Consider the following 24,549-nt stretch of genomic DNA (forward strand, 5'->3'; position numbering starts at 1 on the left):
TGCGTGGAGCAGCCGTCGGTTGCCGAGCCGAGGTCATGAATCGTTCAGTCGCGCCGTCAGTTGGAAGCCGGTTTCCGCAACGCGTCCAAAGCCGCGTCCAAACCCTTCAGTGAGAATTTGATATTGACCCTCTGGCCATTCATCATCTGCACGTGACCGATCCCATCCGATGCCTTTGCAAGTGCGGCGACCATCTTCGCATCCAGCTTCTGCTGCGCCCAGCAACCGGCCTGGTTGCAATTGCGATAGGCAAGCTGAACGACGGGCTTATCGCTCGCATCGATGCTGAGCCCCGCCGGCAGGTACATGTTGAGTGGCACAAGCGTCGTCAGCACGAGATCACTCACCGCCTGCTTCCCGCCTTTCTGCGTAGGCGCAGGCGTTGCAGGCGCTTTCGCAATCGCCAAGGTCAGAATGTTGACGTCCTGCTCGCCCTGCTTCACCGTCGCGATCTGCGCCGCTTCGCAATTCGTTGTCGCCGAACCGTCCGCTGCCTTGCCATCGACGCAGCGATAGTACCAGTCGTCAAACTTCTGCACACGGGCTTGCGGCGCCGGCTGGCCCGCCGCAGGGGTACCAGCGGAATTCTGCTGAGCGCCAGCATTGGTCGACCCTGCCGCGCCTGCCGCCGGCTGCTCTTGAGCCATGCCCGAAGACGCACACAGGACGGAGGACACGAGAATTATGGATGCAAGGCTCTTGGTGGAAAACATGTCATTCAAAACGGCAAACGTCATGCAAACCTTCCTAAGGTCAAAACTACTCGATTGAGCAAGACAGCGCCTTGCCCACCGACAAATTATCGAATTCATGAAACAGCACTTGAGACAGTGCAGCCGCTCATCGGCCTGACCTGCTCCATAGCAGACTTCATTCGGCACACGGATAGTTAGAACTGAGATAGGCGCATATTCGCGCTCGTTTTTGATGAGCAGCGTGCATTTTTGCAACATTTACGTTTGTATTCGTCGAATGCAATTTAATCGCTTAATAAAAGTTAATTCCGCTTTGAAAGCAGGCGACCGGATGAAACTGACAATGGGCATAGCCACCCAGATTGTTCCCGCAGACAGACCCGATGATCTCTGACCAAGGAGGACCCATCCGCCTGGTCCTGACGACGGAGCGAATAGCCTCGTGGAACGTTCTTCTGTCAGAGAGGTTTGAACGGCAGATCAAGAAGCTCATGCCGTTCTCCCGCCTAAAAAGGAGAACGAATATGCCGACAAATGCACCGAAATCCGACGAGACGCCTCGTGATCCCAATCCATCGCCTGGAGTGTCTGATCGCACCCAGGAGAAGCCGCCAGTGACGCCAGCAAAGGATCCGGAAGACAGTAAAAATCCGAACGATCCGCCGCTTGATCCAGCACTGTTGCCAACCGGCGATCCGTCTGGAGCGGCGTGAACACCGTTGGCTACTCTGCAATGTCCTTGGATTGAGCTTGCGTGAGAAGTTCAGTCTCTAAGTTCGATCCAGACCGGGGCGTGATCGCTCGCATGAGGTAGAGCGCGGATCGACTTGTCGACACCTGCCCGAATGAGGTCATCTGCCAATACGGGGCTGAGCAGGACATGGTCTATGCGCAAGCCTGCGTCGCGGGCGAACGCGTTGCGGAAATATTTCCAGAAAGTGTAGATGCGCTGATCCGGGTAGAGATGGCGCAACGCATCCGTCCACCCTTGAGCAACAAGATCCCGGTAAGCTGCCCTCACTTCCGGTCGAAACAACGCATCATCGCGCCAGCGCTCAGGCGCGTAAACATCGAGGTCGGTCGGCATGACGTTGAAGTCGCCGACGAGCGCAACAGGAATGTCCAGCGCGAGCAGTTCTTCCGCATAAGCAGTCAGGCGTCGGAACCAGCGCAGCTTGTAATCGAACTTGGGCCCGGGCGCCGGATTGCCGTTCGGAAGATAAAGGCATCCGATGAGCATCCCGTTGACCGCCGCCTCGATATAGCGGCTGTGCGTATCGTCCAAATTGTCTGGAAGCTCACGGCGCGTCTCGATCGGCTCGTGTCCCTTCGCCAAAATGGCAACGCCGTTCCAGCTTTTCTGGCCATTCCAGATCGCCCCATATCCGGCTCTTTCAAGCGCGCGCCGAGGAAACTTTTCATCCGGCGCCTTCAGTTCCTGCAGGCAGACCACATCCGGAGAGGCCTCCGCCAGCCAATGCAGGAGAATGTCGAGGCGGCCGTTGATGCCGTTGACATTGAAACTTGCGAGCTTCACCGACGTCAGCGCTTCGACTTGCGGTCGCCGCGATCGCCTTCACCGGGCTTGGCTTCCTGCTTGGCCTGATGACGGCGATCTGCCGACAGCGATCGACCAACGTCGGCACTCTCCTTGAATTGACCCTTTTCGTTTCGGCGGACGTAACGCTTGTCGGTGCCGGTGTCGATGAGTTCACGCTTGCTCATGAGATGGGTCCTTTTCAGATCGCTGCATCAGCAGAACGCATGCGCTGGGAAAAAGATGCAGGCGCCGGCGTGATCCGTTTCCGACCGGAACAAGACATAGGTCAAAACATGCCCTTGCTCGATGGTCTATAGCTCGAGTGGCAAAGTGATGGGCCTATTCTCGGTCTGGCCTTCTCATTCTTGCCTGTAAGAAATGCTCCGCTATGTGGGTTAGGATGGATGTTGAGGAGAACAAAGTCTCGGTGAGTTCTGACGCGCCCACACAGATGCCACTCCAGGCGCAAAACCCTAATATCATGGATGAGGTGGAACGCCTTCTGAAGGGGCGTACCCGTGATATTCGCCTAAGGGGCGAGCTTTATCGCCTCTATCAAGAACGCTCCTGGCTTCGAACGGCCAAGATTATTCGCTCATGGATGATTTGGGTCGCTTTGATCGACGTGCTGACATGGGGCCTCAACGCAATCCTGCTTCCAAAGGCGATAGCGATGGCGATGCTTCCGCCGGCCTGCATCCTTCCTCCGGCCGCGTTGACCACGGCCTTTATCTGGAAAATACCGCGCGCTTTCCAGCTCCAAAGGATTGTCCTGATCGCAGGCATGTTCCTTATCCTCCTGTCAGTAGCGCTGGTGGGCGTGAATGCGGGAGGCGAGTTTTACGAACGACATTTGAACATCATGCTGTTCGTGGCCATTACCGCGATCATCATCTTTGGCATACCGCTGGCGTGGACGACGATGATCGCAGTCATGGCGCTTGGTCTCTATCTGTTTTTCCAAATGCGGAACCCGGGTGTCGAATTGGGAAGCTTGGAAGCGGCCACGCTGTTCTTCGCCAGCGGCATCGTCGCAACGGTCGTAGCCCGGCGCACCATGACGATTTTGGCGCAGAAGACCTTCCTTCTTGAGTTGCGAGACAAGAGCCGAGTGGCGGAATTGGCCGATGCGAATGCTCGGCTCGAACTTCTTGCGAGAACGGATCCCCTGACCGGCATCGCCAACCGACGATGGATGATGGAAATGCTCAATCGTCTCTGGAGTGGGGACAGCCCACGCACGGAGGGGATTGCCATGCTGATGTGCGACATCGATCATTTCAAATTGCTGAACGATAGTCTCGGTCATGGCGAGGGGGACCGCTGCCTGGTAAAAGTCGCCGGCATCATTCAAAGCAGCATGAGAAAAAATCGCGACCGTGTGTCACGCTATGGCGGCGAAGAGTTTCTCATTGTACTTCCGGGCGTGAGTGAGGAAGAGGCGATCTCGGTCGCCGAACGAATTCGAGAAGGCGTAGAAACTGCCTCCCTCCCGAATCCTGCATCCGGAATGTCGCCATGCGTCACCGTCAGCATCGGGGTAGTCCACGTACCGGACGTTGGCATTGTCTCACCGGAGCAGCTTCAGAACCAGGCTGATGAGGCTCTTTACCTCGCCAAGCAATCCGGTCGAAACCGAGTGGTGCTTTACAAGCCAAGCTCGCCGAACGCATGAGCTGCAGTTACTTGTGGCAACACGTCCGGCGTGCGGACGATCACCGCGGCTGCGACACTGATGATGCTGCTGTCGATTGTCCTGCTCGTGGTCGCAAACCTGCTGGCAAGACGAGGAGGCAAGGCAAGCAAGCCTCAGAGCTGACAAACCTACCGAATGCGGTACACAAGCCTCGCGTCAGTGCAAAGGTTTGACGGGTGTCGCAGCGAAGGACTCGATGCCTTCGAGTTCGACCGTCTGGAGGAATTGTTCAAACGCCTCCGCGTCGGTGTCGAACACGTCCATCCAAACCGTGATATCGAGCCCTTCATCGACGACCTGAAGGTTCCATCCGCAGTCCTCACCAAACGGTCGAAAAATTTCGACGATCACGCTTGTCCCGTCGACAATAAACGGCCGGGACAGGGGAGAATATTCAAAGTGCGGATTACAATCATTATCCGCACCGGCCAAACTATCCGTCATACCGTCTCTCCCGGCTAGCTCCATGCCCGCGAATACAGCAGCTCACGGAGCTGGCTTTGCTTTGTCACACCGATCTGAAACCAATAGACAAGCTCTCGCGCCGCCTCCTGAGCTTCCGCGCTCGCGTTTTCGCAACACCGGTCCTCGCAATAATCTCTTAGGAGCGTTTGCATCATCATAACGTCTTCCGGATAAAGCGGCGGCGTCCGGCGGCCAAATGCCTGAACCATCCCATCCTCCTACAAAGGTCACACCGCCTTCAGACAGTAGGCATAAAATCCGGTTCGCCAATTAACTTTGACATAGGGGGCATCATTCCTCGACAAAGGAACGCTCATCCGAACAGCGCCGCCCGACGCTCACCTCGATTGAATGCGCTCCTTATTGGGGGCACGTTCTATCAATAGAAAACGTAGGCGAATGCTTACATGAGAGAAATTCTGCACATTGGGGATGTCATGGAGGATGACGATTGGCTCTTGTTGCCCTTTCAGCGGCCACATTTTGAAAACCCGAAGGCTTCGAACACGCAGAAGCTGAGCATGGCGCTGGTGCACTGAGCCGGCAACGAAGGCCGGCTCAGTGCCGATGCGACACTAGCTGCGTGGCGAAGACGTATAGGGACGAGTGTCAACGTCCGCGTCGACATAAGGATCGAGCGTATCGTCAAAACGCTGCCATCCCTGCCCTGCATAAAGTGCCCGACGCTCGCTGAGACTAACGCGCGGCAGACGTTCAAGGATCCGGTTTGCGATGGCGATCTCCTCGCCGTCAACACGCGCTACGACGAGCGAAGCGCCGCGTCGAACACTCTCCGCATAGACATTCGCATCCTCCTCCGGCACCCCGGACTTTATCAAAGCACCAACAATGCCACCGGCCGCGCCGCCGACGACGGCACCGCCTGCCGCGCCGGCCAGAGCGGCGACAAGCCAACCTGCGGCCACGACGGGGCCGACACCAGGGATGGCAAGCATTCCAAGCCCAGCCAGCAAGCCGCCCGCTCCACCGGCCACCGCGCCAATACCTGCTCCAGTGCCCGCGCCTTCGGCGGCTCTGTTGCCTTGCTCCTCGACCTTGCGGCCCTCGACGGTCCTGCTGACAATGCTGATATTGTCCGACGAGATGCCGGCGTCTTCCAACTGCTCAACGGCACGTTTGGCATCGTCATGGTGATCAAAAAGTCCAGCTACAGTTGCCATGAGATATTCCTTCCTTCGTGTTCTTGATTGCGACGGCCATTCACTTCGTGACGATGTTGCCCTGGTAATCCAGCGCAACCTGGACTGTCTTCGAGCCCTTCATCGCGGATGCTCGCCACACACCTTGATCATCGAGCTGCAGGTTGGTGATGTTGGTATAGCCGGCCTCTTCCATTCGCGATTTAGCCTGGCCTTCGGTGAAGCTGTTCTTGCCTTGTACCGGCGCCCCGGGGTTCTTTGTGTCTGGTGTCGCCACCGCAGGCGTCTCCTGCGTGGTCGTCGGCTTCTGGCTTTGTGCAAAGCCTGCCGAAGCGGCCATGAGAAGAGCGGTCGACATTAGTAAAATTTTCCTCATTGGATTCCTCGCTGTCGTTCCTCTGAATTGGGGGCGCAGACCTAATCGGTTGAGAGAATGTATGTTCCCGGGGGCGACCGAAGAATCTGCCGGAGGCTCAATCCCTCCCAAAAAGGAAAGGAGCTTAGGAATGATGTCTTTTGCCCTGGTGGATTCAGCGCGTGGTCGGGATTTCATTTCCCGGAACTCGCGTTTCAGCGGGGCGGTATCATAGACCGCCGCTGCGCCCATGATCTCCCCGATCATATCCAAAAGGCCAGGGAACCGCGAGCCGTCAGCCGAGTTGTGTTCTCATGGCAAGGAGCACAAAAATGCATCTCACGGACACCAAGGTCATCCGCGAAGGAAACATGCTGAAGGTCCAGTTCTCCGGCGAGGGAGGCGAAGCCGTTTCCGTTCAGATCAACAGCGGCGGCGTGCAGATGGATGATATTGCAGCGATCGATCAAGCCAAGGTGATGATGGTTCAGCTCACTGCATTCGGCACGCGGGACGGCGGCGGAAGCCTCAACGCCTATGATGCGCTGAGCAATGGCAATTTCGATCCGGGTCAACCGTATCCACCGGTCGATGGGTCGGAGACGAAACACTGACCGCCCACGGCGAGGAGATGATGAATGCAATGTCGTTTGCCCGGCGGGTGCGGGGTCTCTCGGCGGCGTCGTGCTGCTGGCCTCGGCCGTTCTTGAAGGAGAGCAAGTCATGCCAGACAACTCGAAAACATCCCCTGCAGTGGAATCCATGAAGCGGGAGCAGGCCGCGCAGCGGCGAAGGGCCAGCAAGGGTCAGCTCCAGCAAGGTCTCGAGGATACCTTTCCGGCTTCGGACCCGGTGTCTGTTACTCACAGCGACATTCCATCAGGCCGCGCTGATGCGGAGGAGGCCCAGCGGGTGAAACGTCAAGCCGATTTCTCGGCCAGTCCCGACGGTCGGCTGACTGACGACCAGGTTCGCTTCGGCCAGAGGCGAAGTGGCGACGGGCGGCAGGGACTTTTCTCTCACGCGAGGTCCTGGCGCGACCCCGAAGCGGAATCTCCATCAACGGCGGGAAGCATGCTCGACAATTTTCGGGAACGCATACGGGAACGACCTCTTCTAGCCGTCGGTGCCGCCGCGGTGGTGGCATATATTTATGCGCTCAGTTCTCATCGGGAGTGAAAGCGGCGAAAGCGGATAGGATAGCCGGTGGCGGTGGTTTCCGGCTGCGGGGCTGAGTTTCTGAAGCCTTCAGTTGCGACAAAACTCCGCATATCGAAAGCGCGAGTGGTGGCAATTGCTTATCTTCGCGCGCAATCCTGCCGGAACAGCGCTACATTCCAATCGAGCGCAGTTACGATTTTTCGTCGGGCCAACTCAGGATGAGCGGTAGCGCCACACTCGCGATCCTTCCGAGCGGCAATCGTTTCAACAAGCGAACGGAGACAAAGGTCATTGCCATCGCACCTACAAGTTTTGCCCATGGATAGGCGCCGAGCTGGGCGTGGGCGCTCGCATCTGCCCAATCGAGGTTCGTTCTGACAATGGTTGTCGCCTGCTGGGCAACGGCGGCCAAGCGCTCACGCAGATTTTCGATCTCGTCTCTGACATCGGCGATATCGCTTTTGAGGGCATCAAGGCGCCGGCGTTCGGCACCCATGTCGTCAATGGAGTTTTGAAACCCCTCTTCCGCCGGCGCATCAGCTTCGAGCGCGGCGAGATGCGCCTGCAACTCGGCATCCGTGCTAAAGCCTTCCGGCTGCCTAGAAGCGTTCATCTCGGGCTCCTTCATAGAAAAGATATCACAATGGTCGCAAGCATCGCCCTCATACGGCTTTGCTGGATCACAGGAGAACGCGCGACGATTCAAAAGGATGCATAAAAACGCGCTGGGCAGCCCGGCCACTCGCGACGAATAAGGGAGACAATATGTCGATTGTGCCGTCCGCCGAGCGTTGATCGCAGGGAACTTAGCTCACGGATATTCATTTATAAGCTGCGGTCTTCGTGGCCGCAGCTCAAGGTGTTAGCGCGGGTCACCGGAGCTTGAGCCCGCCGCGCTTGTAGCACGCGGCGGGCTCAGATAATTCGCAGTTGTTTTGCCTAAGCGTTAAGACGCCATTGCATAGAGGCGGTGCGTGGATTGAGCCGCACTGCGCGTCCTGAACCGTTGCACGAGATCGGCAAGGTTCTCGGTCTCCTGGGTCAGGCTCTGGGCGGCTGCGGTCGTCTCTTCCACCATGGCTGCGTTTTGCTGGGTGACCTTATCCATTTGATCACCGGCAGCCGAGACTTCTCTCAAGCTTGCCGCCTGCTCACGAGCCGCAACGGCGATCTGGGCGACGGTTGAGCTCATGGCAATGACCTGCTCGACGATTTGTTCGAGCGAAGTGCCGGATTCCCCGACAAGCTGCACACCGGTCGTGACTTGGGCGGAAGAGGTGGAGATCAGTTCCTTGATCTCTCTCGCTGCACTGGCCGACCGTTGCGCGAGTTCACGCACCTCTTGGGCGACGACAGCAAAGCCCTTGCCTGCCTCTCCCGCACGCGCTGCTTCCACGCCGGCATTGAGGGCAAGCAGGTTGGTCTGGAAGGCGATTTCATCGATAACGCCGATAATATTGCCGATCTTGGACGAAGAATTTTGAATCTCCGTCATCGCGTCAATCGCGCGGGCGACGATCGCGCCGCCGTTTTCCGCATTGGCACGGGCGGTCGCAACGGCGCTCTGGGCATGACTTGCCCCTTCCGCCGTGCCGTTGACGCCCCGTGTCACATCGCCCAACGCCGCGACCGTTTCCTCAATCGAAGCGGCTTGCTGTTCCGTACGACGGGCAAGATCGTGGGATGCGGAGGAGATTTCCGTGAGCCCCGACCTGATCGTGCCGACAGCGCGGATGACGGAGTCCACCGCCTCCTCCAGGCTGGAGACGGCGCTGTTGAAATGATCCCGAATGCGGACATAGCGGCGGTCAACCTCACCGACGCGCACTGTAAGGTCACCCTTCGAGAGCGCATCGAGACCGAGAGAGATCTGCTGGAAGGCATGTTCCATCACCTGGGCATCCGAAAGCCGCTCGGCTTCCTGGCGCAGGCGTTCTTCTTCGGCCGCAAGCCGAGCGCGCTCGGCATTGGCTTCCGCGACGACCTTGGCATGTCCGGTCTCTTGGAAGACCTTCAGCGAACGTGCCATGGCGCCGAGCTCGTGACGATGTTCAGTACCTTCGATCGTCATTGTGTCGTCGCCACGGGCAAGGCGCTCCATCGTCCACGCCATCTTGCGGACAGCAGAGGAAATCAGTCGCCCGATGAAATAGGCCAGTACGAGACCGATCACGATCAGAAGCCCGCTGATTACCAGCGTCGAGCGGGTCGCGGACGCAACTGTGGTATCGACCGAACCGTCGAGAGCCTTCTGTGCATCCATGACCGTCGCCTGCAGATCTCGGAAGCCGGTGGCGATTTTCGGCGCCAGAACATTAAGTTCGCTATCGCGGATCTTATTGGTCGCCAGCATCACGTCCCTGACGTCGCCAAGGCGGCCTGTATAGTTCTGCATGAGCCGACCGGCACCGAGAATACGTTTGTGCTGCAGTTCATTTTTTGCAGCCTTGGCGGCGTCGTCGTTCAAAGCCATGGCGTCGTTCAGCGCCGCCTGGGCAATGTCGTAGGACGCCAGATCGCCTGAGTGGATAAAACGCTCGGAGAAATAGAGGCTACGGTTCAAGGCTTCGAGCGTCGCGCCGGTCATATGCAGCAGCGTCACATCGTTCTGCCTCCATGCACTGCGCATCACGTCATTGAGCGCAATGCTGGTCCAAGGACCGAACTCGGTGACCTTGGCGATCAGGGCCTCGCGCCGGGCGTGAAGGGTTACGACCTGCTCGAAAGCCTTGCCATAGGCGTCAACATCCTGGCGGATGGTCGCCATGCCTGTCTCCAGAGAACTGTTGCCGGCAAAGCGTTGGTCTTCAGCGGCAAATGCCTTAACCCCTGCGCGGAAGCGGTCCACGATTTCCTGTGTCGGGTTGGATCTGAAAGCTTCCACCGACATCTGGATTTCGTGGAGCTGGTTGCTGTGATCCGAAATGGCAAGGCTCTGACCCGCAGTACCGCGATAAGAGGAGAAGATGGACGAAAGTCCGCCCATACCGGAAATTGCGTTGACCGACAGCAAGCTCATGAGCAGGATCAGCGGCAGGAAACCGGCCGTAATCTGTGCGCGGATGCCGAGTTTATTCCAAAAGCGCAACATCATAATCCTCTTTTGCTCACTGGCTCTTCGGCTGGTATTGGGCGATATTCTGGGGCGTGACGAGTTCGAACGGCACGTTGTTGACGCGCGGCACTTGCTGGCCATTGATGAGCTTGATTGCCGCATCGACTGCCGTCGCGCCCTGTCCGACCGCACTTTGAAGGATCGTCACATCGAGATCGCCCGCCTCCATCGCGGCGAGGGCGTCGTCGGTTGCATCGACGCCTGCAACAATGACATCTTTCATCGACATGCCATTCCGCTTCATGGCCCGGATCGCGCCGAGCGCCATCTCGTCGTTATTGGCGATAACCGCGTCGAACTTCACCCCGGCCGTTAGCCATTCCTGCATCTGCTGATCGGCATAATCCCGCGACCAATAGGCGGCTTGCCGCTCGACAACCTGCAGGCCTTTGCATTCGGGCGTGGCAATGACGTTGTCGATATCCTGAGTGCGGGCGCGGGCGGCTTGGTGGAAGGGCTCGCCCATCAACACCACGACACGTCCCTTGCCCTGCAGGAGAGAGCAGACCTGCTTGGTTTCCAACGTTCCCGATTCCGCTTCGTCGGACGCGACGACAACCTGATTTTCCGGCAAGTCGGAGAGATTCGAGGGAACGTTATTGATGTAGATCAGCGGAATATGGGCGTCGGCCGCAAGCTTGGTCATCTGCGGTCCGAGGTCGCCGTCGGAGACGGCAATGATGATGGCGTCGACCTTATCGGCGATCATCTGTTGGACCTGCTTCTTCTGAAGCTCGTTGTCGCCCTTGGCATTTTGCGAGACCAGCTTCAGCCCGGAAATCGTTTTTCCATGCGAAAGGACGCCGTTCAGCACCATCGCCCGGAATTTATCCAGATCGGACATTGCTACGCCGATCGTTTGTGCGCTCGCAGTGGAGGCGCACATCGCCATCACGAAAGCAGCAAATATGGTTTTCCTCATTATCCACCCCAGGGCGTTCACCAAACTGAGGACTTGTAATGAGTTTTTAGTTAAATTTTACTTTATGATAACCAATGATTTTAAGAACATCCTCAGGGCAAGCGCGGCTTCTTGAATATATCTCCCTCAAGAAGACCTAATTTCACTATGACTAAATAATATTCCACTCAAAAACGCCACCCATTAGCTCATCCTAGGCGACGTGGACAAATTTGAGCCAGTATCTGGCAGTGGCGAGGTGGACCATGCCGAGGAAGCTGCTGGCCAGTTGGTCGTAGCGGGTTGCGATGGCCCGGTTGATCTCGAGGCGGCCGAACATGCGCTCGATGCGGTTGCGCCCCTTGTAGAGCGTGCGGTCATGCTCAATCTCACCTGGCGGTTTGAGCGACCGGGGATGACGGGATTGATGTTCCGTTTCGCAAGGTCAGCACGGATAGCGTCAGCATCGTAACCCTTGTCAGCAAGCAGGGCATCCGGTGCCCGCTCTGGCAAGGCAATCAGGGCTTCATACGCCTTGCAGTCTGCGGCTTCGCCGCCCGTCAGGTGGAACGCAAGCGGTCGCCCGAGGGCGTCAGCCAGGCAGTGAAGTTTACTGGTGAACCCACCCCGCGAGCGGCCAAGAGCGCGTCGATGAGCCCCCCTTTTCCGCCTGCTGCCGAAACGTGGGCGCGGACGGTGGTGCTGTCGATGCTGTAGTGACCACTGTCCGCCATGATCTCGGCCAGCGTCACCGCCACGATCTCCCAGACCGCGGCCTCGCTCCATCGCAGGAACCGGCGGTAGATGGTGTTCCAGCTCCCATATTTGGGCGGCACATCGCGCCACGGAGCACCGCACCGCAGCCGCCAGAGTATGCCGTTAATGATCGAACGGTTCTGTTCGGGAGGTCGGCCTGGACCCCGGTTCTTACGTTCGATGGGCAGCAAATCCTTCAGGATGCGCCATTCCGCCCCGGTGAGATCGCCCCGGCTCAAGCCTGCCTCCAAAAAGCAGGCTTGAATCAACCAGTCCGCGCTACGTCAACTGTCAAGCGATGAGGAAAAGATGATCGGAAAAGAGAGCCTTGCCTTCTCGGGCGAGGATTTCCGATAGCCAATCTGATGGTCATGGGCGCATTCTCCCAGGCCCAGGGTGAATTGCCGGCTGGAAAGGATCTGGGGGTTGCCGCCGCGTTGATCGACGCGTTCGAAGGCGCAGTCACGCGTGCCAAGGTCGAACGTAGCCGGTCGCCGTTCGACAGCTTTAAAGGTTTCGTTTTGCCCGCCCTTGTGGCCTGAACGATTCTGACCAGTAAATATACGACCGGTCATATTTATTTCACAAGTTTCTCGCTGGAACGCCGCGCCAGTGAGTGATGACGTCTGTCCGCGGCTGATCTAAAGGAACCGAACAATGTCCACGATCACTACTACAGATGGCGTAAACATCTTCTACAAGGATTGGGGGTCAGGTCAGCCGATCGTTTTCAGCCACGGTTGGCCGCTGACAGCGGACGACTGGGATGCCCAAATGACATTCTTCCTTCGTCACGGGTATCGGGTGATCGCCCACGACCGGCGCGGCCATGGCCGGTCCGACCAGCCCAGCACCGGCAACGACATGGACCACTGGGTTGCCGACCTCGCGGCCCTGACGGAACACCTCAACCTGCGCGACGCGATCCATATCGGGCACTCGACAGGTGGCGGTGAGGTGGCTCGCTATGTCGCTCGCCACCAGGAGCGCGTCTCGAAAGCGGTGCTGGTCGCCTCACTGACGCCGAACATGTACCGGAGCGAGGACAACCCGTCCGGTCAGCCGCCGGAGTGGTTCGAAGCGATCCGGGCAGGCGTGCTGGGCAACCGGTCGGAATTCTACCGTTTCGTCCCTGAGAACCCGTTCTATGGCTACAACCTCGATGGGGCCGAGCCTTCGGAGGCAATCATCGCGAACTGGTGGCGCCAAGGCATGGCCGGCGGTGCTCTCGCTCACTACGCGACCGTCGACTCTTGGCTCGAAGATTATACCGAAGACCTCAAGAAGATCACCGTGCCGGTGCTGGTGATGCATGGCGAGGCGGATCAAGTCGTCCCATTCGCAAGTTCGGTGCCGCGTGCGGTCGACCTGCTTAAGAACGGGTCGCTGAAAACCTATCCCGGCTACCCCCATGGCATGCTAACCACACATGCGGATGTCCTCAACCCCGACCTGCTCTCGTTCATAAGGTCTTGACGACATCTCTTATCCATTATCGTCTATGGTGAACGTTTCGGGTTGTGAATTGAGGAGGGGTCGGGTTTTGGCGTCGTGACGAAGGAACGAACAACAAGCTCAAACCCTCCTCGAAAATTCGTCGGCCAGGGCCCCTGGCGAAGCGGCGGCCCTGGCAGCGTTGCTCGGCCTTGACGGAGTTCCACCCCGCGGTAGGCTTCGCGCCTCGCTCTCTGCCTGCGCGAGGGCGCTTGAAGGGCATTCGTGGCATAAGGAATTTGTCCACACCGCCTAGTTGAGCGCCCTCAGCGCGGAAAAACCCTGCCGTCGAACAGCTTTCGCGCAGTACGGATCGTGCCCGCTCCCTTTATCTCTCCCTGACTGTCCAGATCCAGGAACACCTCCATGCTTCCCGTCGGATGCTCGATCTCGTAGCGACCGTCTGCCGGCGCGTTCACCATTTTTCCCGCCGTGCTATTCTTCAGGCGTGTGGCCGTCGCGACCGTCACCGCCGCAAGCACACCGACGGAAGCATGGACGCGGTGCGGGATGAAACTGCGCGTGGATATGGCGCCGCCATTTGCGGGCGAAGAGACAAGGATCATTTTCGGAACGGATGCGGTGGTGACCTCGCCGAGTTTCATCATCGGCCCGCTCTTGAGGCGGATTGCCTCGATCCGCGATTTGACCTCGGCCTTCGCCTCGAGTTCCTCGCGATTTTCTTGTCCCGTCAGGCCGAAGTCGGACGCCCGCATGATCACGCAGGGCATGCCGTTGTCGATGAGAGTTGCTTCGACGCCATCGATGATATCGATCTCGTTGCCTGTCGGCAGCAATGCGCCGCACATCGCTCCCGCAATGTTCGTAAACAGCAGCGGAACGGCGGCATGCTTGCCCGGCACGCCCGCAATCGAGGCGGTCCCCGCGTAGTTCACCCGCCCGTTCGGCGTCTCGATCTTGGCGACCGCGACCTCGCCCGAGTTGAGCATGTGGATGCGAACTTCAGTAATATCCCCAGCCGGCTTCACCAAACCGCGCTCTATGGCGGCGGGACCGACACCCGCAAGAATGTTGCCGCATCCCTGCGCATCGCTCACCAGCGCCTGATCGACGAAGACCTGCAGGAAAAGGTAATCCACATCCGCATCTTCGCGCGTGGATGCGGAGAGCACGGCGACCTTCGACGTTAGCGGGTCAGCCCCGCCGATGCCGTCGATCTGGCGCGGATCGGGCGAGCCCATGATCCTCAGCAGGAGATCGTCGCGTTCCGCCTTGTCGGTCGGCAGGTGCTCGGCGAGAAAATAGGCGCCCTTCGACGTGCCGCCGCGCATCCACAAGCAGGGGATGCCCTCCTCATACATATTTGAGGCCCTTTGCCGCCAGCGTCTCGCGCATGCCGTAGATGTCGAGGCCCAGTTCACCAGATGCCAGACGCTTGCGTTTGGCTTCTTCGTTGGCAAGCCGCTTCTCCGCCGCTGCCACCACGTCCGCCACTTCGGCCCGCTTGACAACGCAGACGCCGTCATCATCGGCAACGATGACATCGCCGGCCTCGATATGGGCTCCGGCGCAGACGACGGGTACATTCACCGAGCCGACCGTCTCCTTGACGGTCCCCTGGGCGGAGACCGCCTTCGACCAGACGGGAAAGCCCATCTGCGTCAGATCTCGCACATCGCGAACACCTGCATCGATCACAAGACCGCGGCAGCCGCGCGCCATGGCCGAGGTCGCGAGCAGATCGCCAAAATAACCATTGTCGCAAGGCGACGTCGGCGCAAGGACAAGAATGTCTCCTTCCCTGAGCTGCTCGATCGCCACATGGACCATCCAGTTATCGCCGGGAGGCGCTGAAATCGTCACCGCCGATCCCGCAACCTGCGCGCCGGAATAGATCGGCCGCATGTAGCTTGCCAGCATTCCCTTTCGGCCCTGCGCCTCGTGGACGGTCGCGACCCCTGCCCTGGCAAGCCTTCCGATCAGGTCAGGTTCAGCGCGTGAGATGTTCTGAACGACGACTCCCATCAATGGTCTCCTTGCTTCTTTGCCGGCGGTGTCCCGTGCGTATGGAAAGTTTCGATTGTCTTCAGACCCCAGGCCTGGCCCTTCTTTCGCTCGGCCTCGGTCCAGACGACGGGTTGCCAGTCGGGTGCGAGGATCAGCCGTGCGCCCGAATTGGCGAGCTCGACCCGGTTGCCCGCCGGTTCCCAGACATAGAGGAAGAAAGTCCCCTGGATCGCGTGCTTGTGAGGCCCGGTCTCGATGTGGATGCCGTTTTCGAGGAAAATGTCGGCCGCACGCAGGATTTCTTCGCGCGTGTCGGTCGCATAAGTTACGTGGTGCAGGCGCCCATCGCCGCCGCCGTGTTCTTCTGTGCAAGCAAGGTCATAGGTTTTGTTGTTGACCGTGAACCAGCACCCGCCAAGGCGGCCATTGTCGAGCCGGATCATTTCCGTCACGCGCGATCCGAGACAGGTCTCCATGAACTTGCGGAACTCGGACACGTCGGCCGCGAGCAGGTTCAGGTGATCGAGACGGCGCGGATGGCAGCCCCGCGCATGATAGCGCTGGGCGAGATTCTTGAGCTTCGGTCGCTCCTCCGGCGGCGGATCGTAGCGGACCGTCTCCCAATAGATTTCGAAGATATGGCCGAAAGGGTCCTTGAATCGGAACGCCCGGCCATGGCCCATGTCGCCGTCCACCCAGCCGAGCACATCGTAACCGCTTGCCTCAATCGCCCTGACGCGCCGTTCAAGCGCTTCCGGCGACGAGACCCTGTAGGCAACATGCCCGATCCCGGTCGTCTCATGGCGCGTCAGTTTCAGGGTATGAAACTCGTAATCGTCCCAGCCACGCAGATAGGCGGAACTCTCGTCCTCGCCCGCCAAGGTCAATCCATAGACATTGACGAAGAAATCGAGGCTCTCGTCGTATTTGTCGGTGAACATCTCGACGTGACCGAGGTGGGCGATGTCGAAACAGGGTTCCATTTTCAGGCTCCTCCCGAGAGCGTCTTTAGAGCTCGTCGACGGTGCGCGGGAACACCGACTGAAAGCCTTCCGCATATTGGGCGGCACGGCCGCCGGATTGGCCACCGGAATTGCGCTGGAAATGGTTGGCACGGTTCTGGGCGACGCGGGTATAGAATTCCCAGAGATGCTCCTGCCCTTCCATGCATTCGATGGCGGCCCGCTTCTTATCCCAGACGGCGGTGATGTCGAGAAACACGTCCGGCTTCCAACCCATCTGCTCCGTCTGATGCGGCTCGAACAGATAGAGCTGCGGCGCGCCGAGGACACTTTCGCCGGGATTGTGGCCCCAGGCCTGCGCGATCATCCTCGTTTCGAGCGCGACCTGCGTCGCATACATATGGTCGGTATTGTAGGGATCATATTGCGAGTGGCTCAGCATGAAGGAAGGCTGCACCTTGCGGATCACGTCGACGAGGCGATACTTGTCGTCGTCCGTCATGCGCAGGGGATAGTCGCCGAGGTCGAAGCAGATCAGGTCATTGACGCCGAGCGCCTGCGCGGCCTTTTCCGACTCGGCACGCCGCGCAGCCTTGACGCGATCGAGCGTCATATCCTTCTGTTTCCAGAGCTTGGCGGACTCGCCTCGCTCGCCGAAGGACAAGCAGACGACGGTGACCTCATAACCCTTGTCGGCATGCAGGGCGATCGCCCCTCCACAGCGCCAGACGAAATCTGCAGCATGGGCGCTGATCACCAACGCGGTCTTCTTGTCGGACATGGAAACCTCCTGTTTTTCGAAACCGTATGTCGCTCCGAACGGCCAGTTTGCCAATTTTCTTTCGGCGCCTTGCCCATAAGTTTTTGCTATAACGAATGGCGACGCGATCTTTGTTGGTCTAAAGCGAGCACTGATGGATTGGTAGCGGGATGGACGGATGATGAACCACTTCAAGATCGGCATGATCGGATTCGGTGAAGCAGCACGCGCATTCGCATCGGGCTGGACACGGCCTGACGGCGCGGTGCTTGTCGCCTATGACATCAAGAGCGCCGATCCGCTCAGCGCCGGCCAAATCGCAACAGCCTGCGCCGAACTCGACGTCCGACATGCCGATGAAGCCCGGCAATCACTCTCCGACGCCGGGATCGTCTTCAGCCTCGTCACAGCCGATCAGGCTTTGCGTGCCGCAACGGAGGCGGCCAAATGGCTCAAGGCCGGCACGCTCTATTTCGACTGCAATTCCTGTTCGCCCTCCAATAAAATTATCGCAGCCAAGGCGATCGAAGCGGCAGGCGGCCGTTATGTCGATGTCGCCATCATGTCGCCGGTCCATCCGGCCCGCCATCTGACGCCACTTTTGGTTTCCGGTCCCCATGCCGAAGCGGCGATCGAAGCGCTCGAGCATCTCGGAATGAAGCCGAAGCCTGCTGGTGAGAAGGTGGGGCAAGCGTCCTCGATCAAGATGCTGCGCTCCGTCATAATCAAGGGCCTGGAGGCTCTGACGGCTGAATCGATGCTTGCGGCCCGACGTGCGGGCGTGGAAAACGCCGTCATCGCTTCGTTGCAGGCTTCCGATCCCGGCATAGATTGGGCCAAGCGCAGCTCCTACAACCTCGAACGAATGATGGTGCATGGCGCCCGCCGAGCGGCCGAGATGCGGGAGGTTGCCGCCACTGTCCGTGACCTCGGGCTTCCGGACAGGATGTCGGCAGCCATCGCCGCTTGGCAGGATGAGATCGCAGCGCTTTCCGTGCCGGCAGATATCGACGATCTTGCCAGCCGAGCCGACAGCATCCTCAAACGAATGGATGAGGAGAGGGACAAGGGAGCCGCGGCGATCCGATGAGGCACAATCTGCGGCATCTACGCGTTTTCCTGGCCGTCGTCGAAACGGGCTCTGTCACGCGCGCCGCCGAGATCTGCTACGTATCCCAGCCGGCGGTCACGCAGGCCATATCCAAGATCGAAAAGACGCTTGGATATGCGTTGTTCACGCGTTCGCCGCATGGCCTCTTCATCAACGATGAGGGCAAGCTCCTGGTTCTGCGCGTGAGGCGTGCCTTCTCCTATCTCGATCCCGCGCTGACCGAGCTTGCGTCCAGGCTCAAGGTTACGGCCACCTCGGCGCAGCTCGAAGCCCTGGTCGCCGTCAGGGAGCTGGAGAATTTCACGCTTGCGGCACGGCGGCTCGGGGTGGCGCAGCCGACCGTCCATCGCGCTGTGAGCCAACTCGAAAAGGAGGCCGCGCGTCCTCTGTTCGAGAGAACGTCCTATGGCATGGTTGCCACGCGCCTGGCGCAGAACCTGGCGCAGGCGACCCGCCTCGCCTTCGCCGAATTGCATCAGGCAGAGGCGGATCTCGCCGAAGCCCGAGCGCAGGAGGCTGGACTGATCGTCGTGGGCGGCATGCCCCTTTCGCGCTCGTTCATCCTGCCGTCGGCGATCGCCCGGTTTCGCAAGAAGCGGCCGAACCTGCCGATCAAGGTAGTCGAAGGCGTCTATGCCGAACTGCTCGGCGGTCTGCGGCGCGGCGAGATCGATTTCCTGATCGGAGCGATGCGCAATCCGCTTCCCATCGACGACGTGGAGCAGGAAACGCTGTTCAATGACATCGTGGTGATCGTCGCAGGCAAGCGTCATCCGCTCGTCGGGAAATCCCCGATATGCATAGGCGATCTGGCATCCTACCCTTGGGTTGTCGCAACGAGCGGCACGCCGATAAGAGCGCATTTCGACGCCCTGTTCCAAGGGCAGTCGCCGGGACCGAGAAGCGTGGTCGAGTCCAGTTCGCTGATCCTCATGCGCGAGCTGCTCGACCAGAGTGACCATCTCGGTTTCATCTCGGGCGGCCAGGCGGCAGCGGAGATCGAGCGTGGCCTTATGGCATCCCTGCCCTTCGATCTCGCCCATACCGAACGGCCGATCGGCATCACCATACGCAAAGGATGGCTGCCCACGGCCGCTCAGGCAGCCTTTCTCGACGACATCCGTGAGGAAGCGGGAGCGAGACAAAGCCGGCTATAGCCTTCCCTTAAGATGCTTTCTGCGAACGTTAGCCGCGCGGCATGTGAGCCGCTTTGATGCTCGCGCGCCTGCGCGATACCAGCCACCTCAAGAGGTGGGACCATCCCTTTAGCCGCGTGGCGCCGCGACGCGGCATTGCGAAGGTTTGGACGTTTTCGATTTCCGAGACCACGTCGCTTCAGGCGGAACCACCTATAGCCGCTGCTTATGCCTCGGCCCTCTGATTGGATTGGAGGTGATGGTGCAAGACGCGTACTGCTTGGCCCGTCAACGAAGCGCGAGGGGCAGAGGAGGTTGACGGCAAGCGTCGATCAAGCGCTTTCGCAAAGCCATTCCTCGAGCGGATCGATGCCTGGATGATCCAAGCACAACGCCGTTCGAGAGCGCCCAGCCATCAGCCTCGTGCGGACACGCGCAACCATCATGTCGGAGGAGTACATGACACAGCCAGCCGTCCTGGAGATCAGGTCTTACATCAACAGCCGCCCGATGTCGCGAATGCAATGGACACTGACTGTTCTCTGCTTCCTCATCGTCTTCTGCGACGGTATGGACGTCGCGATCATGGGCTTTCTTGCTCCGGCCATCACGGGCGACTGGGGCATCTCCAAGCCTGCCTTTGGACTTGTTATGGCTGCGGCGCCGGTTGGCCTGGCCATCGGCGCGATCTTTGCAGGTTCCTCTTCCGATTGGTTCGGACGTCGCCGCGTATTGCTCGGCTCGGTGTTCGCCTTCGGCGTCCTAAGCCTGCTCACGGCGCTCACTCAAAGTCCGACGCAAATGGCTGTGCTCCGGTTTCTAACCGGCCTTGGCCTCGGCGCCGCAATGCCCAATACGACAACGCTGCTGTCGGAATACGTGCCGGAGCAAAAGCGCTCCGTTATTCTGGCAATCATGTTCACCGGCTTCAACTTCGGCTCGGCGATCATCGGCTTTGTCGCGGCATATCTGCTGCCGACGTTCGGCTGGCATTCGGTGCTCGTGTTCGGCGGCATCGTGCCGCTCGCGCTTTCCGTGATCTTGTTTTTCGTGCTGCCGGAATCGGCCCGCTTCATGGTCGTCCGCGGAGCTCCCACCGATCGCATCCGCAATCAGCTCGCCGGCGTGACCGGTCAGGACCTGAAAGCCGTATCCGAATTTACGCTGGATGACGAACGGGTGACCGCGGCGCAGCCTGTTGCGCTCCTATTCACACCCACGTTCATCATACGCACGCTGACGCTCTGGCTGTGCTACTTCATGGGTCTGCTGGTCATCTACCTGACGACAAGCTGGTTGCCGACCATGATCAAGGATGCCGGAATGCCGATCGAAACCGCGGCCAGCGTCACCGCCATGTTCCAGCTCGGCGGCACGATCGGTGCGGTTGTCGTGGGCTTTGCCATGCACCGGATCGGGTCGAAGAGCGCGATCTCCCTATCCTATCTGCTCGGCGCCGTCGCTCTGATCGTGCTCGCATTCACCGGCCTGACCTCCGTTGCCCTCGCGCTGATTGTCGGCATAGTCGGCTTCTTCATGAGCGGCGGCCAAACGGGTCTTAACGCCTACGCTCCAGGCCGCTATCCCACCTTTGCCCGTGCGACCGGTGTGAGCTGGATGCTGGGCGTCGGCCGGCTGGGCAGCATTCTGGGGTCGTCGATCGGCGGATTATTGCTCGGCTTCGGCTGGGATTTCCGTGGCATCTTCTGCGCGCTCGCCGTTCCGGCGGCAATCGGAGCGGCCGCCATCCTGCTGAACGAACTGCATGCCGCCCCGCAGACCCAGGAAGCCACGCGATGAAATTGTGCCGGCTCGATCATCGCGATCGAGCCGGCGAAAAATGATTTTTTCTATAATGCCAGACACGGCAGGGGACAGTGGGAAGGGCGCATGGCGTGTTCCCTGCCGTGCTTTATAGAAGGCTGCATTGACAGCGGAAGCGTTCCGTAGACAGTCTTCTGATGGCCGCACTGGGAGCGGCACGTTGGAGAGCTAAGGGAGAAGCTCGCCGCGCATCGAACATTCGGTAGCTTGCTTTGTTCCCGGAAAGCGGACCTGACGGCAAATTTAGAATAATCCAACTATGCGGCCGTTGCCTGATCGCCGGCTGCTGCGATGCAATCACGGCCCTTCGTCTTGGCACCATAGAGCGCTTGGTCCGCAGCCCGCACCAAATCGGCGACACTTGCGAATGTCGATCCATCGGACATGTTCGCCACTCCGATGCTGGTCGTCACGATCGATTTGCTGCTTGCCCGGTGTGGTATTGCAAGTTGATTGAGGGTCGAGCGCAGAACCTCGGCGAGGCTCAAGGCGCCCTCTCTGTCCGTTCCAGGCAGAACGATCGCAAATTCTTCGCCCCCAAAACGGGCCGCAAGGTCGGTCGGTCGTGTGACAACCGAACGGAGAATGTCGCCGATGGCCTTGAGGCATTTGTCGCCCTCAAGATGACCGTAGGTGTCGTTGAAGCTCTTGAAATGATCGATATCTATAAGCAGCAGACTAAGGGGAGAGCTGTTTCGGCGTGCGCGGGCAAACTCCGTTAGGATCACTTCGTCGAATACCCGGCGATTGGCAATACCGGTCAATGCATCGGTATAGGCAAGCCCGGTCATCTTCTGAGCAAGCTGCTTCAATTGTTCCTCGGAATGCTTCATCGACGTGATGTCCGAGACCACCACCAGAGCGGATCCATCGGACGCCAACCGGGTGCGCAGGCTGAGCCAGCGTCCGTCGAACAGAGGAATTTCAGTGTCGCGCGTCAGGAAAAGCTGGGCGGCGGAAGTCTGTATCCATTCTTCGCTGACGTCAGGGCTGACATCGATCCTCTCCGCATTCCGCACCACGGCTCGGACAATATCCGAAATGTGCGCACCCGGCTTTCTGGCATATCCCGAGCGAGGAAATGCGGCGCGGTACTGATCATTGCAGAACACCAGCTTGCCGTCCGGATTGAACATGGCGAGCCCGTCCGACATTTCCGCCATCGCTTGCGAAAGCACATTCTTGCTGTCGACGGCTTCCTGTATCAGGCGCTTTTTCTCGGTGATATCGCGCGTCACGCCCGCAAGCCCGATCAAATCGCCATGGCGATTTCGCAATGGTACCTTTGACGTCAGAAACCAGCGTTCTCGGCCGTCCTCGATGACGAAGGGCTCCTCGAAATCCACCAGCGGATTTCCCGTCGACATGATCTCCTGCTCGCGATCGAAAAACGCCTGCGCCATTTCGCGAGGATAAAGGTCAAAATCGGTCAGGCCGACCATCTCCGACGATTTCGTGCGGCCGTGATTGCGTGCGACGTTCAGATTGGCGACCAAAAAACGGCTCTTGTGGTCTTTGACATAATAAAGGTCGGGCGCTTGAGTAAGTGCCGCGCGCAAGATGTCCCGCTCAACGGTGAAAGCGTGGAAATAGGTAATCACGGAGGCTGCGACCAAGGTGGCAACGAACCCAATAAGGGTGAAGCCGAGGACAGTGATCAGCGGGTCATCGCCGCGATATGCAAGGCTCACGGCCGCGGAAACCAAAGCAACGGTGAAAGCAGCGGCCGCAATTCTCTTGAAATTCATCGGCTGCCGGCGGAACAGAAAATGCACCGACGACCCGAGGAGTGACACGACCACGATCGAGATCAGGCCTGGCTGAATGCCGGCGCCGCCCATGGATATCCGATAAATTGCCGTAAGCGTCCCCGTGACCAGGACAGCCAACGGCCCGCCATAAACAGCCGAGACGGCGAGCAAGGTCGAGCGCAGATCGACATAGTAGCCGCTATCGATCTCTACCGACAGCACCATGGAAACGATCGCTCCCAGCCCCATCATCAAGCCAAAGGCAATTTTAGCCTGGACGTCGGAGAGGCGATAGAGCCGGTAATGAAGGTGCATCCACACCGAAATGAGGAGCGAGACGGCGGCAACATTGCCGATCAAAACTTGCCAAGCCACAATCATTTTTCCAAAATTTTAAAAGAACTTAACTCGGATTCTTTGATGAAGTCTGAATCTCTGCGTCAGCACTAACTCTTCCAGCTTTATCCTAAAGACACCACTGCCGCCCCCTTTTCCGGTCCATCTTTACCGCTTCTGTCAAAGTCAGGGAGTACGATTGGGAGCGAGCTCGCCCGTGCCCTGACGACTGCACCTGCAATCATCTGCGGGCTGGTGCCGAACAAATAAAGAAAAATTTTGTAATGAATTTTTGCTGAGAGGGTTACAGCAAACTTCGTTCGCAACAATCCCCCGCGAAGAAATACTTGGAAACATAAAGACGCATGCCGTTTATATGCTCCGACTAGCTTTGCATCAGTGAATTGAAGCGAATTCGAAGGCACTGATCATGAGGCACTTGCGTATTGTCGCAATCTTAATGTCAACAACCATCGGCGGCATGATTGTTCCGGCTCTTGCCCAGGAGTCTCCAATCCCGAGCATCGAACAGGGACCTGTCGGTGCTGAGAGGATGGGACCTCCGCCGGTGTGGATGGGGCCGGAACGAGGGCCATGCCCCGGCTTTCGCGGCGACCCTCGGTTGGGCGGCCCTATGATGGCATTTGACAACGGTTTGCCCTTCCCGCCGCCTCACGCGCCGCCTCCCGATTTCCCGCCTCGGCCGGATCACGCATTGGAGCTTGCAAGCAGGCTATCGGCGATGGAAACGCTGATCGGTATCCATGTCGCCCAGCTTGATGCCTGGAGGGACTATACCGCCGCATTGACAGACCTTCTCGATGTTCCGGAGCAAATGCCACCGAAGCCCGTTTCGGAGACCGAAACGAAACCATCGGCGCCTGATGCCGGTTCGAGTAAATCGTCCGAATTGTTCGGCGAAGAGATTGCCGATCACATGCTGGACCGTGCTGCCAAGGCCCGCGTGCTGAAAGATAAAGCGGCGGCACTTCGCTCCGTTTTGACCACTTATCAGCTCAAGAAGCTTGAGGATGCTGAACGGTCGCTCGATCCAGGTCCTGGCCGGTTCCGCTAGGAGCCGGAAGCTTCCGCCTTTATGGACAAGCCATTCTATCTCCACCCGACAGGGATTGACCCCCCGGACGTAATTTGTCCGATCTCTGTCAGTTGGAAGGAGCGACGACCCCAGAAAAGGCGGCATGGTCCGGGGAGCCCCGCCCCGGCATCCCCGGACCAATCCCTTATCAAGAATACCCGCCGAACGCTCGCTTTACAGTGCGGAAGAAGCCCTGATAGAGAGCCAGGCGTTGATCGCCACCGATTATGTCGCCCTCAACAAGGTTCTGGGCGGAGGCTGGGAGGC

25 protein-coding genes and 1 pseudogene are annotated in these 24,549 nt (G+C 59.0%); 10 read left to right on the forward strand and 16 right to left on the reverse strand.

What is annotated here, in order from left to right:
- Positions 1–56 precede the first annotated feature (56 nt).
- Positions 57–737 (reverse strand): invasion associated locus B family protein, encoded by a 681-nt coding sequence (locus ACXHXG_RS24615; RefSeq protein WP_285169371.1) that lies wholly within the window; start codon positions 735–737, stop codon positions 57–59.
- Between the two features lie 482 nt (positions 738–1,219).
- Between ACXHXG_RS24615 and ACXHXG_RS24620 the strand changes: the two genes are divergently transcribed.
- Complete coding sequence (locus ACXHXG_RS24620; RefSeq protein ID WP_260304869.1) at positions 1,220–1,408, forward strand: hypothetical protein; 189 nt, start codon at positions 1,220–1,222, stop codon at positions 1,406–1,408.
- Positions 1,409–1,458: 50 nt separating this feature from the next.
- Here the strand turns inward: ACXHXG_RS24620 and xth are convergent, their stop codons facing one another.
- Both xth and ACXHXG_RS24630 read right to left on the reverse strand, forming a co-directional pair.
- Positions 1,459–2,232 carry an exodeoxyribonuclease III gene (gene xth, locus ACXHXG_RS24625; protein ID WP_457901030.1) on the reverse strand — a complete coding sequence of 258 codons (774 nt, stop codon included), beginning with the start codon at positions 2,230–2,232 and terminating at the stop codon, positions 1,459–1,461.
- A gap of 5 nt (positions 2,233–2,237) precedes the next feature.
- Positions 2,238–2,420: a hypothetical protein gene (locus ACXHXG_RS24630; RefSeq protein WP_260304867.1), complete on the reverse strand. Its 183-nt coding sequence runs from the start codon at positions 2,418–2,420 to the stop codon at positions 2,238–2,240.
- Positions 2,421–2,686: 266 nt separating this feature from the next.
- Here ACXHXG_RS24630 and ACXHXG_RS24635 point away from each other — a divergent pair, with 266 nt between their 5' ends.
- Positions 2,687–3,910 carry a GGDEF domain-containing protein gene (locus ACXHXG_RS24635; RefSeq protein ID WP_457901168.1) on the forward strand — a complete coding sequence of 408 codons (1,224 nt, stop codon included), beginning with the start codon at positions 2,687–2,689 and terminating at the stop codon, positions 3,908–3,910.
- 177 nt (positions 3,911–4,087) lie between these two features.
- Here the strand turns inward: ACXHXG_RS24635 and ACXHXG_RS24640 are convergent, their stop codons facing one another.
- Positions 4,088–4,375, reverse strand: a complete 288-nt coding sequence (locus tag ACXHXG_RS24640; protein ID WP_285169375.1) for a hypothetical protein — start codon at positions 4,373–4,375, stop codon at positions 4,088–4,090.
- A gap of 428 nt (positions 4,376–4,803) precedes the next feature.
- Between ACXHXG_RS24640 and ACXHXG_RS24645 the strand changes: the two genes are divergently transcribed.
- Positions 4,804–4,935: a hypothetical protein gene (locus ACXHXG_RS24645; RefSeq protein WP_457901031.1), complete on the forward strand. Its 132-nt coding sequence runs from the start codon at positions 4,804–4,806 to the stop codon at positions 4,933–4,935.
- 36 nt (positions 4,936–4,971) lie between these two features.
- Here the strand turns inward: ACXHXG_RS24645 and ACXHXG_RS24650 are convergent, their stop codons facing one another.
- Both ACXHXG_RS24650 and ACXHXG_RS24655 read right to left on the reverse strand, forming a co-directional pair.
- On the reverse strand, positions 4,972–5,577 hold the full coding sequence (locus tag ACXHXG_RS24650; RefSeq protein WP_260304863.1) for a general stress protein: 606 nt from the start codon (positions 5,575–5,577) through the stop codon (positions 4,972–4,974).
- A 40-nt stretch (positions 5,578–5,617) separates the two neighbouring features.
- A complete protein-coding gene (locus tag ACXHXG_RS24655) occupies positions 5,618–5,932 on the reverse strand; it encodes a PepSY domain-containing protein (protein WP_260304862.1) in 315 nt (104 codons plus the stop codon).
- A 311-nt stretch (positions 5,933–6,243) separates the two neighbouring features.
- On the opposite strand from ACXHXG_RS24655, the gene ACXHXG_RS24660 reads away from it, so the two are divergent.
- Entirely contained in the window at positions 6,244–6,525 is a 282-nt protein-coding gene (locus ACXHXG_RS24660) for a hypothetical protein (RefSeq protein WP_104826418.1), read from the forward strand.
- A 109-nt stretch (positions 6,526–6,634) separates the two neighbouring features.
- A complete protein-coding gene (locus ACXHXG_RS24665) occupies positions 6,635–7,090 on the forward strand; it encodes a hypothetical protein (protein ID WP_457901175.1) in 456 nt (151 codons plus the stop codon).
- A gap of 172 nt (positions 7,091–7,262) precedes the next feature.
- Here ACXHXG_RS24665 and ACXHXG_RS24670 read toward each other — a convergent pair whose 3' ends face one another.
- The 5 genes and pseudogenes from ACXHXG_RS24670 to ACXHXG_RS24690 form a co-directional block, all read right to left on the reverse strand.
- Complete coding sequence (locus tag ACXHXG_RS24670) at positions 7,263–7,685, reverse strand: hypothetical protein (RefSeq protein WP_457901032.1); 423 nt, start codon at positions 7,683–7,685, stop codon at positions 7,263–7,265.
- Positions 7,686–8,018: 333 nt separating this feature from the next.
- The gene (locus tag ACXHXG_RS24675) at positions 8,019–10,163 is read right to left on the reverse strand and encodes a methyl-accepting chemotaxis protein (RefSeq protein ID WP_260304860.1); all 2,145 of its coding nucleotides are present in this window, start codon (positions 10,161–10,163) and stop codon (positions 8,019–8,021) included.
- A gap of 16 nt (positions 10,164–10,179) precedes the next feature.
- Complete coding sequence (locus tag ACXHXG_RS24680) at positions 10,180–11,109, reverse strand: substrate-binding domain-containing protein (protein ID WP_104826415.1); 930 nt, start codon at positions 11,107–11,109, stop codon at positions 10,180–10,182.
- Positions 11,110–11,302: 193 nt separating this feature from the next.
- Positions 11,303–12,083 (reverse strand): annotated as a pseudogene (locus tag ACXHXG_RS24685) (IS5 family transposase).
- Positions 12,084–12,128: 45 nt separating this feature from the next.
- Complete coding sequence (locus ACXHXG_RS24690) at positions 12,129–12,419, reverse strand: hypothetical protein (RefSeq protein WP_457901033.1); 291 nt, start codon at positions 12,417–12,419, stop codon at positions 12,129–12,131.
- 82 nt (positions 12,420–12,501) lie between these two features.
- On the opposite strand from ACXHXG_RS24690, the gene ACXHXG_RS24695 reads away from it, so the two are divergent.
- Positions 12,502–13,320 (forward strand): alpha/beta fold hydrolase, encoded by an 819-nt coding sequence (locus ACXHXG_RS24695; RefSeq protein ID WP_457901034.1) that lies wholly within the window; start codon positions 12,502–12,504, stop codon positions 13,318–13,320.
- A 284-nt stretch (positions 13,321–13,604) separates the two neighbouring features.
- Here the strand turns inward: ACXHXG_RS24695 and ACXHXG_RS24700 are convergent, their stop codons facing one another.
- The 4 genes from ACXHXG_RS24700 to ACXHXG_RS24715 are packed head-to-tail and all read right to left on the reverse strand — an operon-like array spanning position 13,605 to position 17,049.
- Positions 13,605–14,660, reverse strand: a complete 1,056-nt coding sequence (locus ACXHXG_RS24700; RefSeq protein WP_457901035.1) for a 4-oxalomesaconate tautomerase — start codon at positions 14,658–14,660, stop codon at positions 13,605–13,607.
- Positions 14,653–15,324, reverse strand: coding sequence for a 4-carboxy-4-hydroxy-2-oxoadipate aldolase/oxaloacetate decarboxylase (locus ACXHXG_RS24705; protein ID WP_457901036.1), 672 nt, complete (start codon positions 15,322–15,324; stop codon positions 14,653–14,655). Before ACXHXG_RS24705 ends, ACXHXG_RS24700 begins: the two co-directional genes overlap by 8 nt.
- Positions 15,324–16,289 carry a VOC family protein gene (locus ACXHXG_RS24710; protein WP_457901037.1) on the reverse strand — a complete coding sequence of 322 codons (966 nt, stop codon included), beginning with the start codon at positions 16,287–16,289 and terminating at the stop codon, positions 15,324–15,326. Before ACXHXG_RS24710 ends, ACXHXG_RS24705 begins: the two co-directional genes overlap by 1 nt.
- Positions 16,290–16,314: 25 nt before the next feature.
- Positions 16,315–17,049, reverse strand: coding sequence for a PIG-L deacetylase family protein (locus ACXHXG_RS24715; protein WP_457901038.1), 735 nt, complete (start codon positions 17,047–17,049; stop codon positions 16,315–16,317).
- 157 nt (positions 17,050–17,206) lie between these two features.
- On the opposite strand from ACXHXG_RS24715, the gene ACXHXG_RS24720 reads away from it, so the two are divergent.
- From ACXHXG_RS24720 to ACXHXG_RS24730, 3 genes are all read left to right on the forward strand, one after another.
- Positions 17,207–18,118: an NAD(P)-dependent oxidoreductase gene (locus ACXHXG_RS24720; protein ID WP_457901039.1), complete on the forward strand. Its 912-nt coding sequence runs from the start codon at positions 17,207–17,209 to the stop codon at positions 18,116–18,118.
- The gene (locus ACXHXG_RS24725) at positions 18,115–19,296 is read left to right on the forward strand and encodes a LysR family transcriptional regulator (protein ID WP_457901040.1); all 1,182 of its coding nucleotides are present in this window, start codon (positions 18,115–18,117) and stop codon (positions 19,294–19,296) included. The genes ACXHXG_RS24720 and ACXHXG_RS24725 overlap by 4 nt, the downstream gene beginning before the upstream one ends.
- Before the next feature lie 438 nt (positions 19,297–19,734).
- A complete protein-coding gene (locus ACXHXG_RS24730; protein WP_457901041.1) occupies positions 19,735–21,075 on the forward strand; it encodes an MFS transporter in 1,341 nt (446 codons plus the stop codon).
- A 281-nt stretch (positions 21,076–21,356) separates the two neighbouring features.
- Here ACXHXG_RS24730 and ACXHXG_RS24735 read toward each other — a convergent pair whose 3' ends face one another.
- On the reverse strand, positions 21,357–23,225 hold the full coding sequence (locus tag ACXHXG_RS24735) for a diguanylate cyclase (protein WP_457901042.1): 1,869 nt from the start codon (positions 23,223–23,225) through the stop codon (positions 21,357–21,359).
- Between the two features lie 598 nt (positions 23,226–23,823).
- On the opposite strand from ACXHXG_RS24735, the gene ACXHXG_RS24740 reads away from it, so the two are divergent.
- Positions 23,824–24,261, forward strand: a complete 438-nt coding sequence (locus ACXHXG_RS24740; RefSeq protein ID WP_457901043.1) for a hypothetical protein — start codon at positions 23,824–23,826, stop codon at positions 24,259–24,261.
- Positions 24,262–24,549: the final 288 nt, after the last annotated feature.

The organism is Rhizobium sp. LEGMi-198b, from assembly GCF_054114205.1.

Excerpts from the sequence above, each read along its gene's own strand:
- ACXHXG_RS24620 (WP_260304869.1), top strand. The coding sequence starts at position 1,220 with ATGCCGACAAATGCACCGAAATCCGACGAGACGCCTCGTGATCCCAAT.
- ACXHXG_RS24660 (WP_104826418.1), top strand. The coding sequence starts at position 6,244 with ATGCATCTCACGGACACCAAGGTCATCCGCGAAGGAAACATGCTGAAG.
- ACXHXG_RS24725 (WP_457901040.1), top strand. The coding sequence starts at position 18,115 with ATGAGGCACAATCTGCGGCATCTACGCGTTTTCCTGGCCGTCGTCGAA.
- ACXHXG_RS24645 (WP_457901031.1), top strand. The coding sequence starts at position 4,804 with ATGAGAGAAATTCTGCACATTGGGGATGTCATGGAGGATGACGATTGG.
- ACXHXG_RS24650 (WP_260304863.1), bottom strand. The coding sequence starts at position 5,577 with ATGGCAACTGTAGCTGGACTTTTTGATCACCATGACGATGCCAAACGT.
- ACXHXG_RS24715 (WP_457901038.1), bottom strand. The coding sequence starts at position 17,049 with ATGTCCGACAAGAAGACCGCGTTGGTGATCAGCGCCCATGCTGCAGAT.
- ACXHXG_RS24675 (WP_260304860.1), bottom strand. The coding sequence starts at position 10,163 with ATGTTGCGCTTTTGGAATAAACTCGGCATCCGCGCACAGATTACGGCC.
- ACXHXG_RS24705 (WP_457901036.1), bottom strand. The coding sequence starts at position 15,324 with ATGGGAGTCGTCGTTCAGAACATCTCACGCGCTGAACCTGACCTGATC.
- ACXHXG_RS24700 (WP_457901035.1), bottom strand. The coding sequence starts at position 14,660 with ATGTATGAGGAGGGCATCCCCTGCTTGTGGATGCGCGGCGGCACGTCG.
- ACXHXG_RS24615 (WP_285169371.1), bottom strand. The coding sequence starts at position 737 with ATGACGTTTGCCGTTTTGAATGACATGTTTTCCACCAAGAGCCTTGCA.
- ACXHXG_RS24665 (WP_457901175.1), top strand. The coding sequence starts at position 6,635 with ATGCCAGACAACTCGAAAACATCCCCTGCAGTGGAATCCATGAAGCGG.
- ACXHXG_RS24695 (WP_457901034.1), top strand. The coding sequence starts at position 12,502 with ATGTCCACGATCACTACTACAGATGGCGTAAACATCTTCTACAAGGAT.
- ACXHXG_RS24630 (WP_260304867.1), bottom strand. The coding sequence starts at position 2,420 with ATGAGCAAGCGTGAACTCATCGACACCGGCACCGACAAGCGTTACGTC.
- ACXHXG_RS24720 (WP_457901039.1), top strand. The coding sequence starts at position 17,207 with ATGATGAACCACTTCAAGATCGGCATGATCGGATTCGGTGAAGCAGCA.
- ACXHXG_RS24670 (WP_457901032.1), bottom strand. The coding sequence starts at position 7,685 with ATGAACGCTTCTAGGCAGCCGGAAGGCTTTAGCACGGATGCCGAGTTG.
- ACXHXG_RS24655 (WP_260304862.1), bottom strand. The coding sequence starts at position 5,932 with ATGAGGAAAATTTTACTAATGTCGACCGCTCTTCTCATGGCCGCTTCG.
- ACXHXG_RS24740 (WP_457901043.1), top strand. The coding sequence starts at position 23,824 with ATGGCATTTGACAACGGTTTGCCCTTCCCGCCGCCTCACGCGCCGCCT.
- ACXHXG_RS24635 (WP_457901168.1), top strand. The coding sequence starts at position 2,687 with ATGCCACTCCAGGCGCAAAACCCTAATATCATGGATGAGGTGGAACGC.
- ACXHXG_RS24680 (WP_104826415.1), bottom strand. The coding sequence starts at position 11,109 with ATGAGGAAAACCATATTTGCTGCTTTCGTGATGGCGATGTGCGCCTCC.
- ACXHXG_RS24730 (WP_457901041.1), top strand. The coding sequence starts at position 19,735 with ATGACACAGCCAGCCGTCCTGGAGATCAGGTCTTACATCAACAGCCGC.
- ACXHXG_RS24640 (WP_285169375.1), bottom strand. The coding sequence starts at position 4,375 with ATGACGGATAGTTTGGCCGGTGCGGATAATGATTGTAATCCGCACTTT.
- ACXHXG_RS24690 (WP_457901033.1), bottom strand. The coding sequence starts at position 12,419 with ATGACCGGTCGTATATTTACTGGTCAGAATCGTTCAGGCCACAAGGGC.
- ACXHXG_RS24710 (WP_457901037.1), bottom strand. The coding sequence starts at position 16,289 with ATGGAACCCTGTTTCGACATCGCCCACCTCGGTCACGTCGAGATGTTC.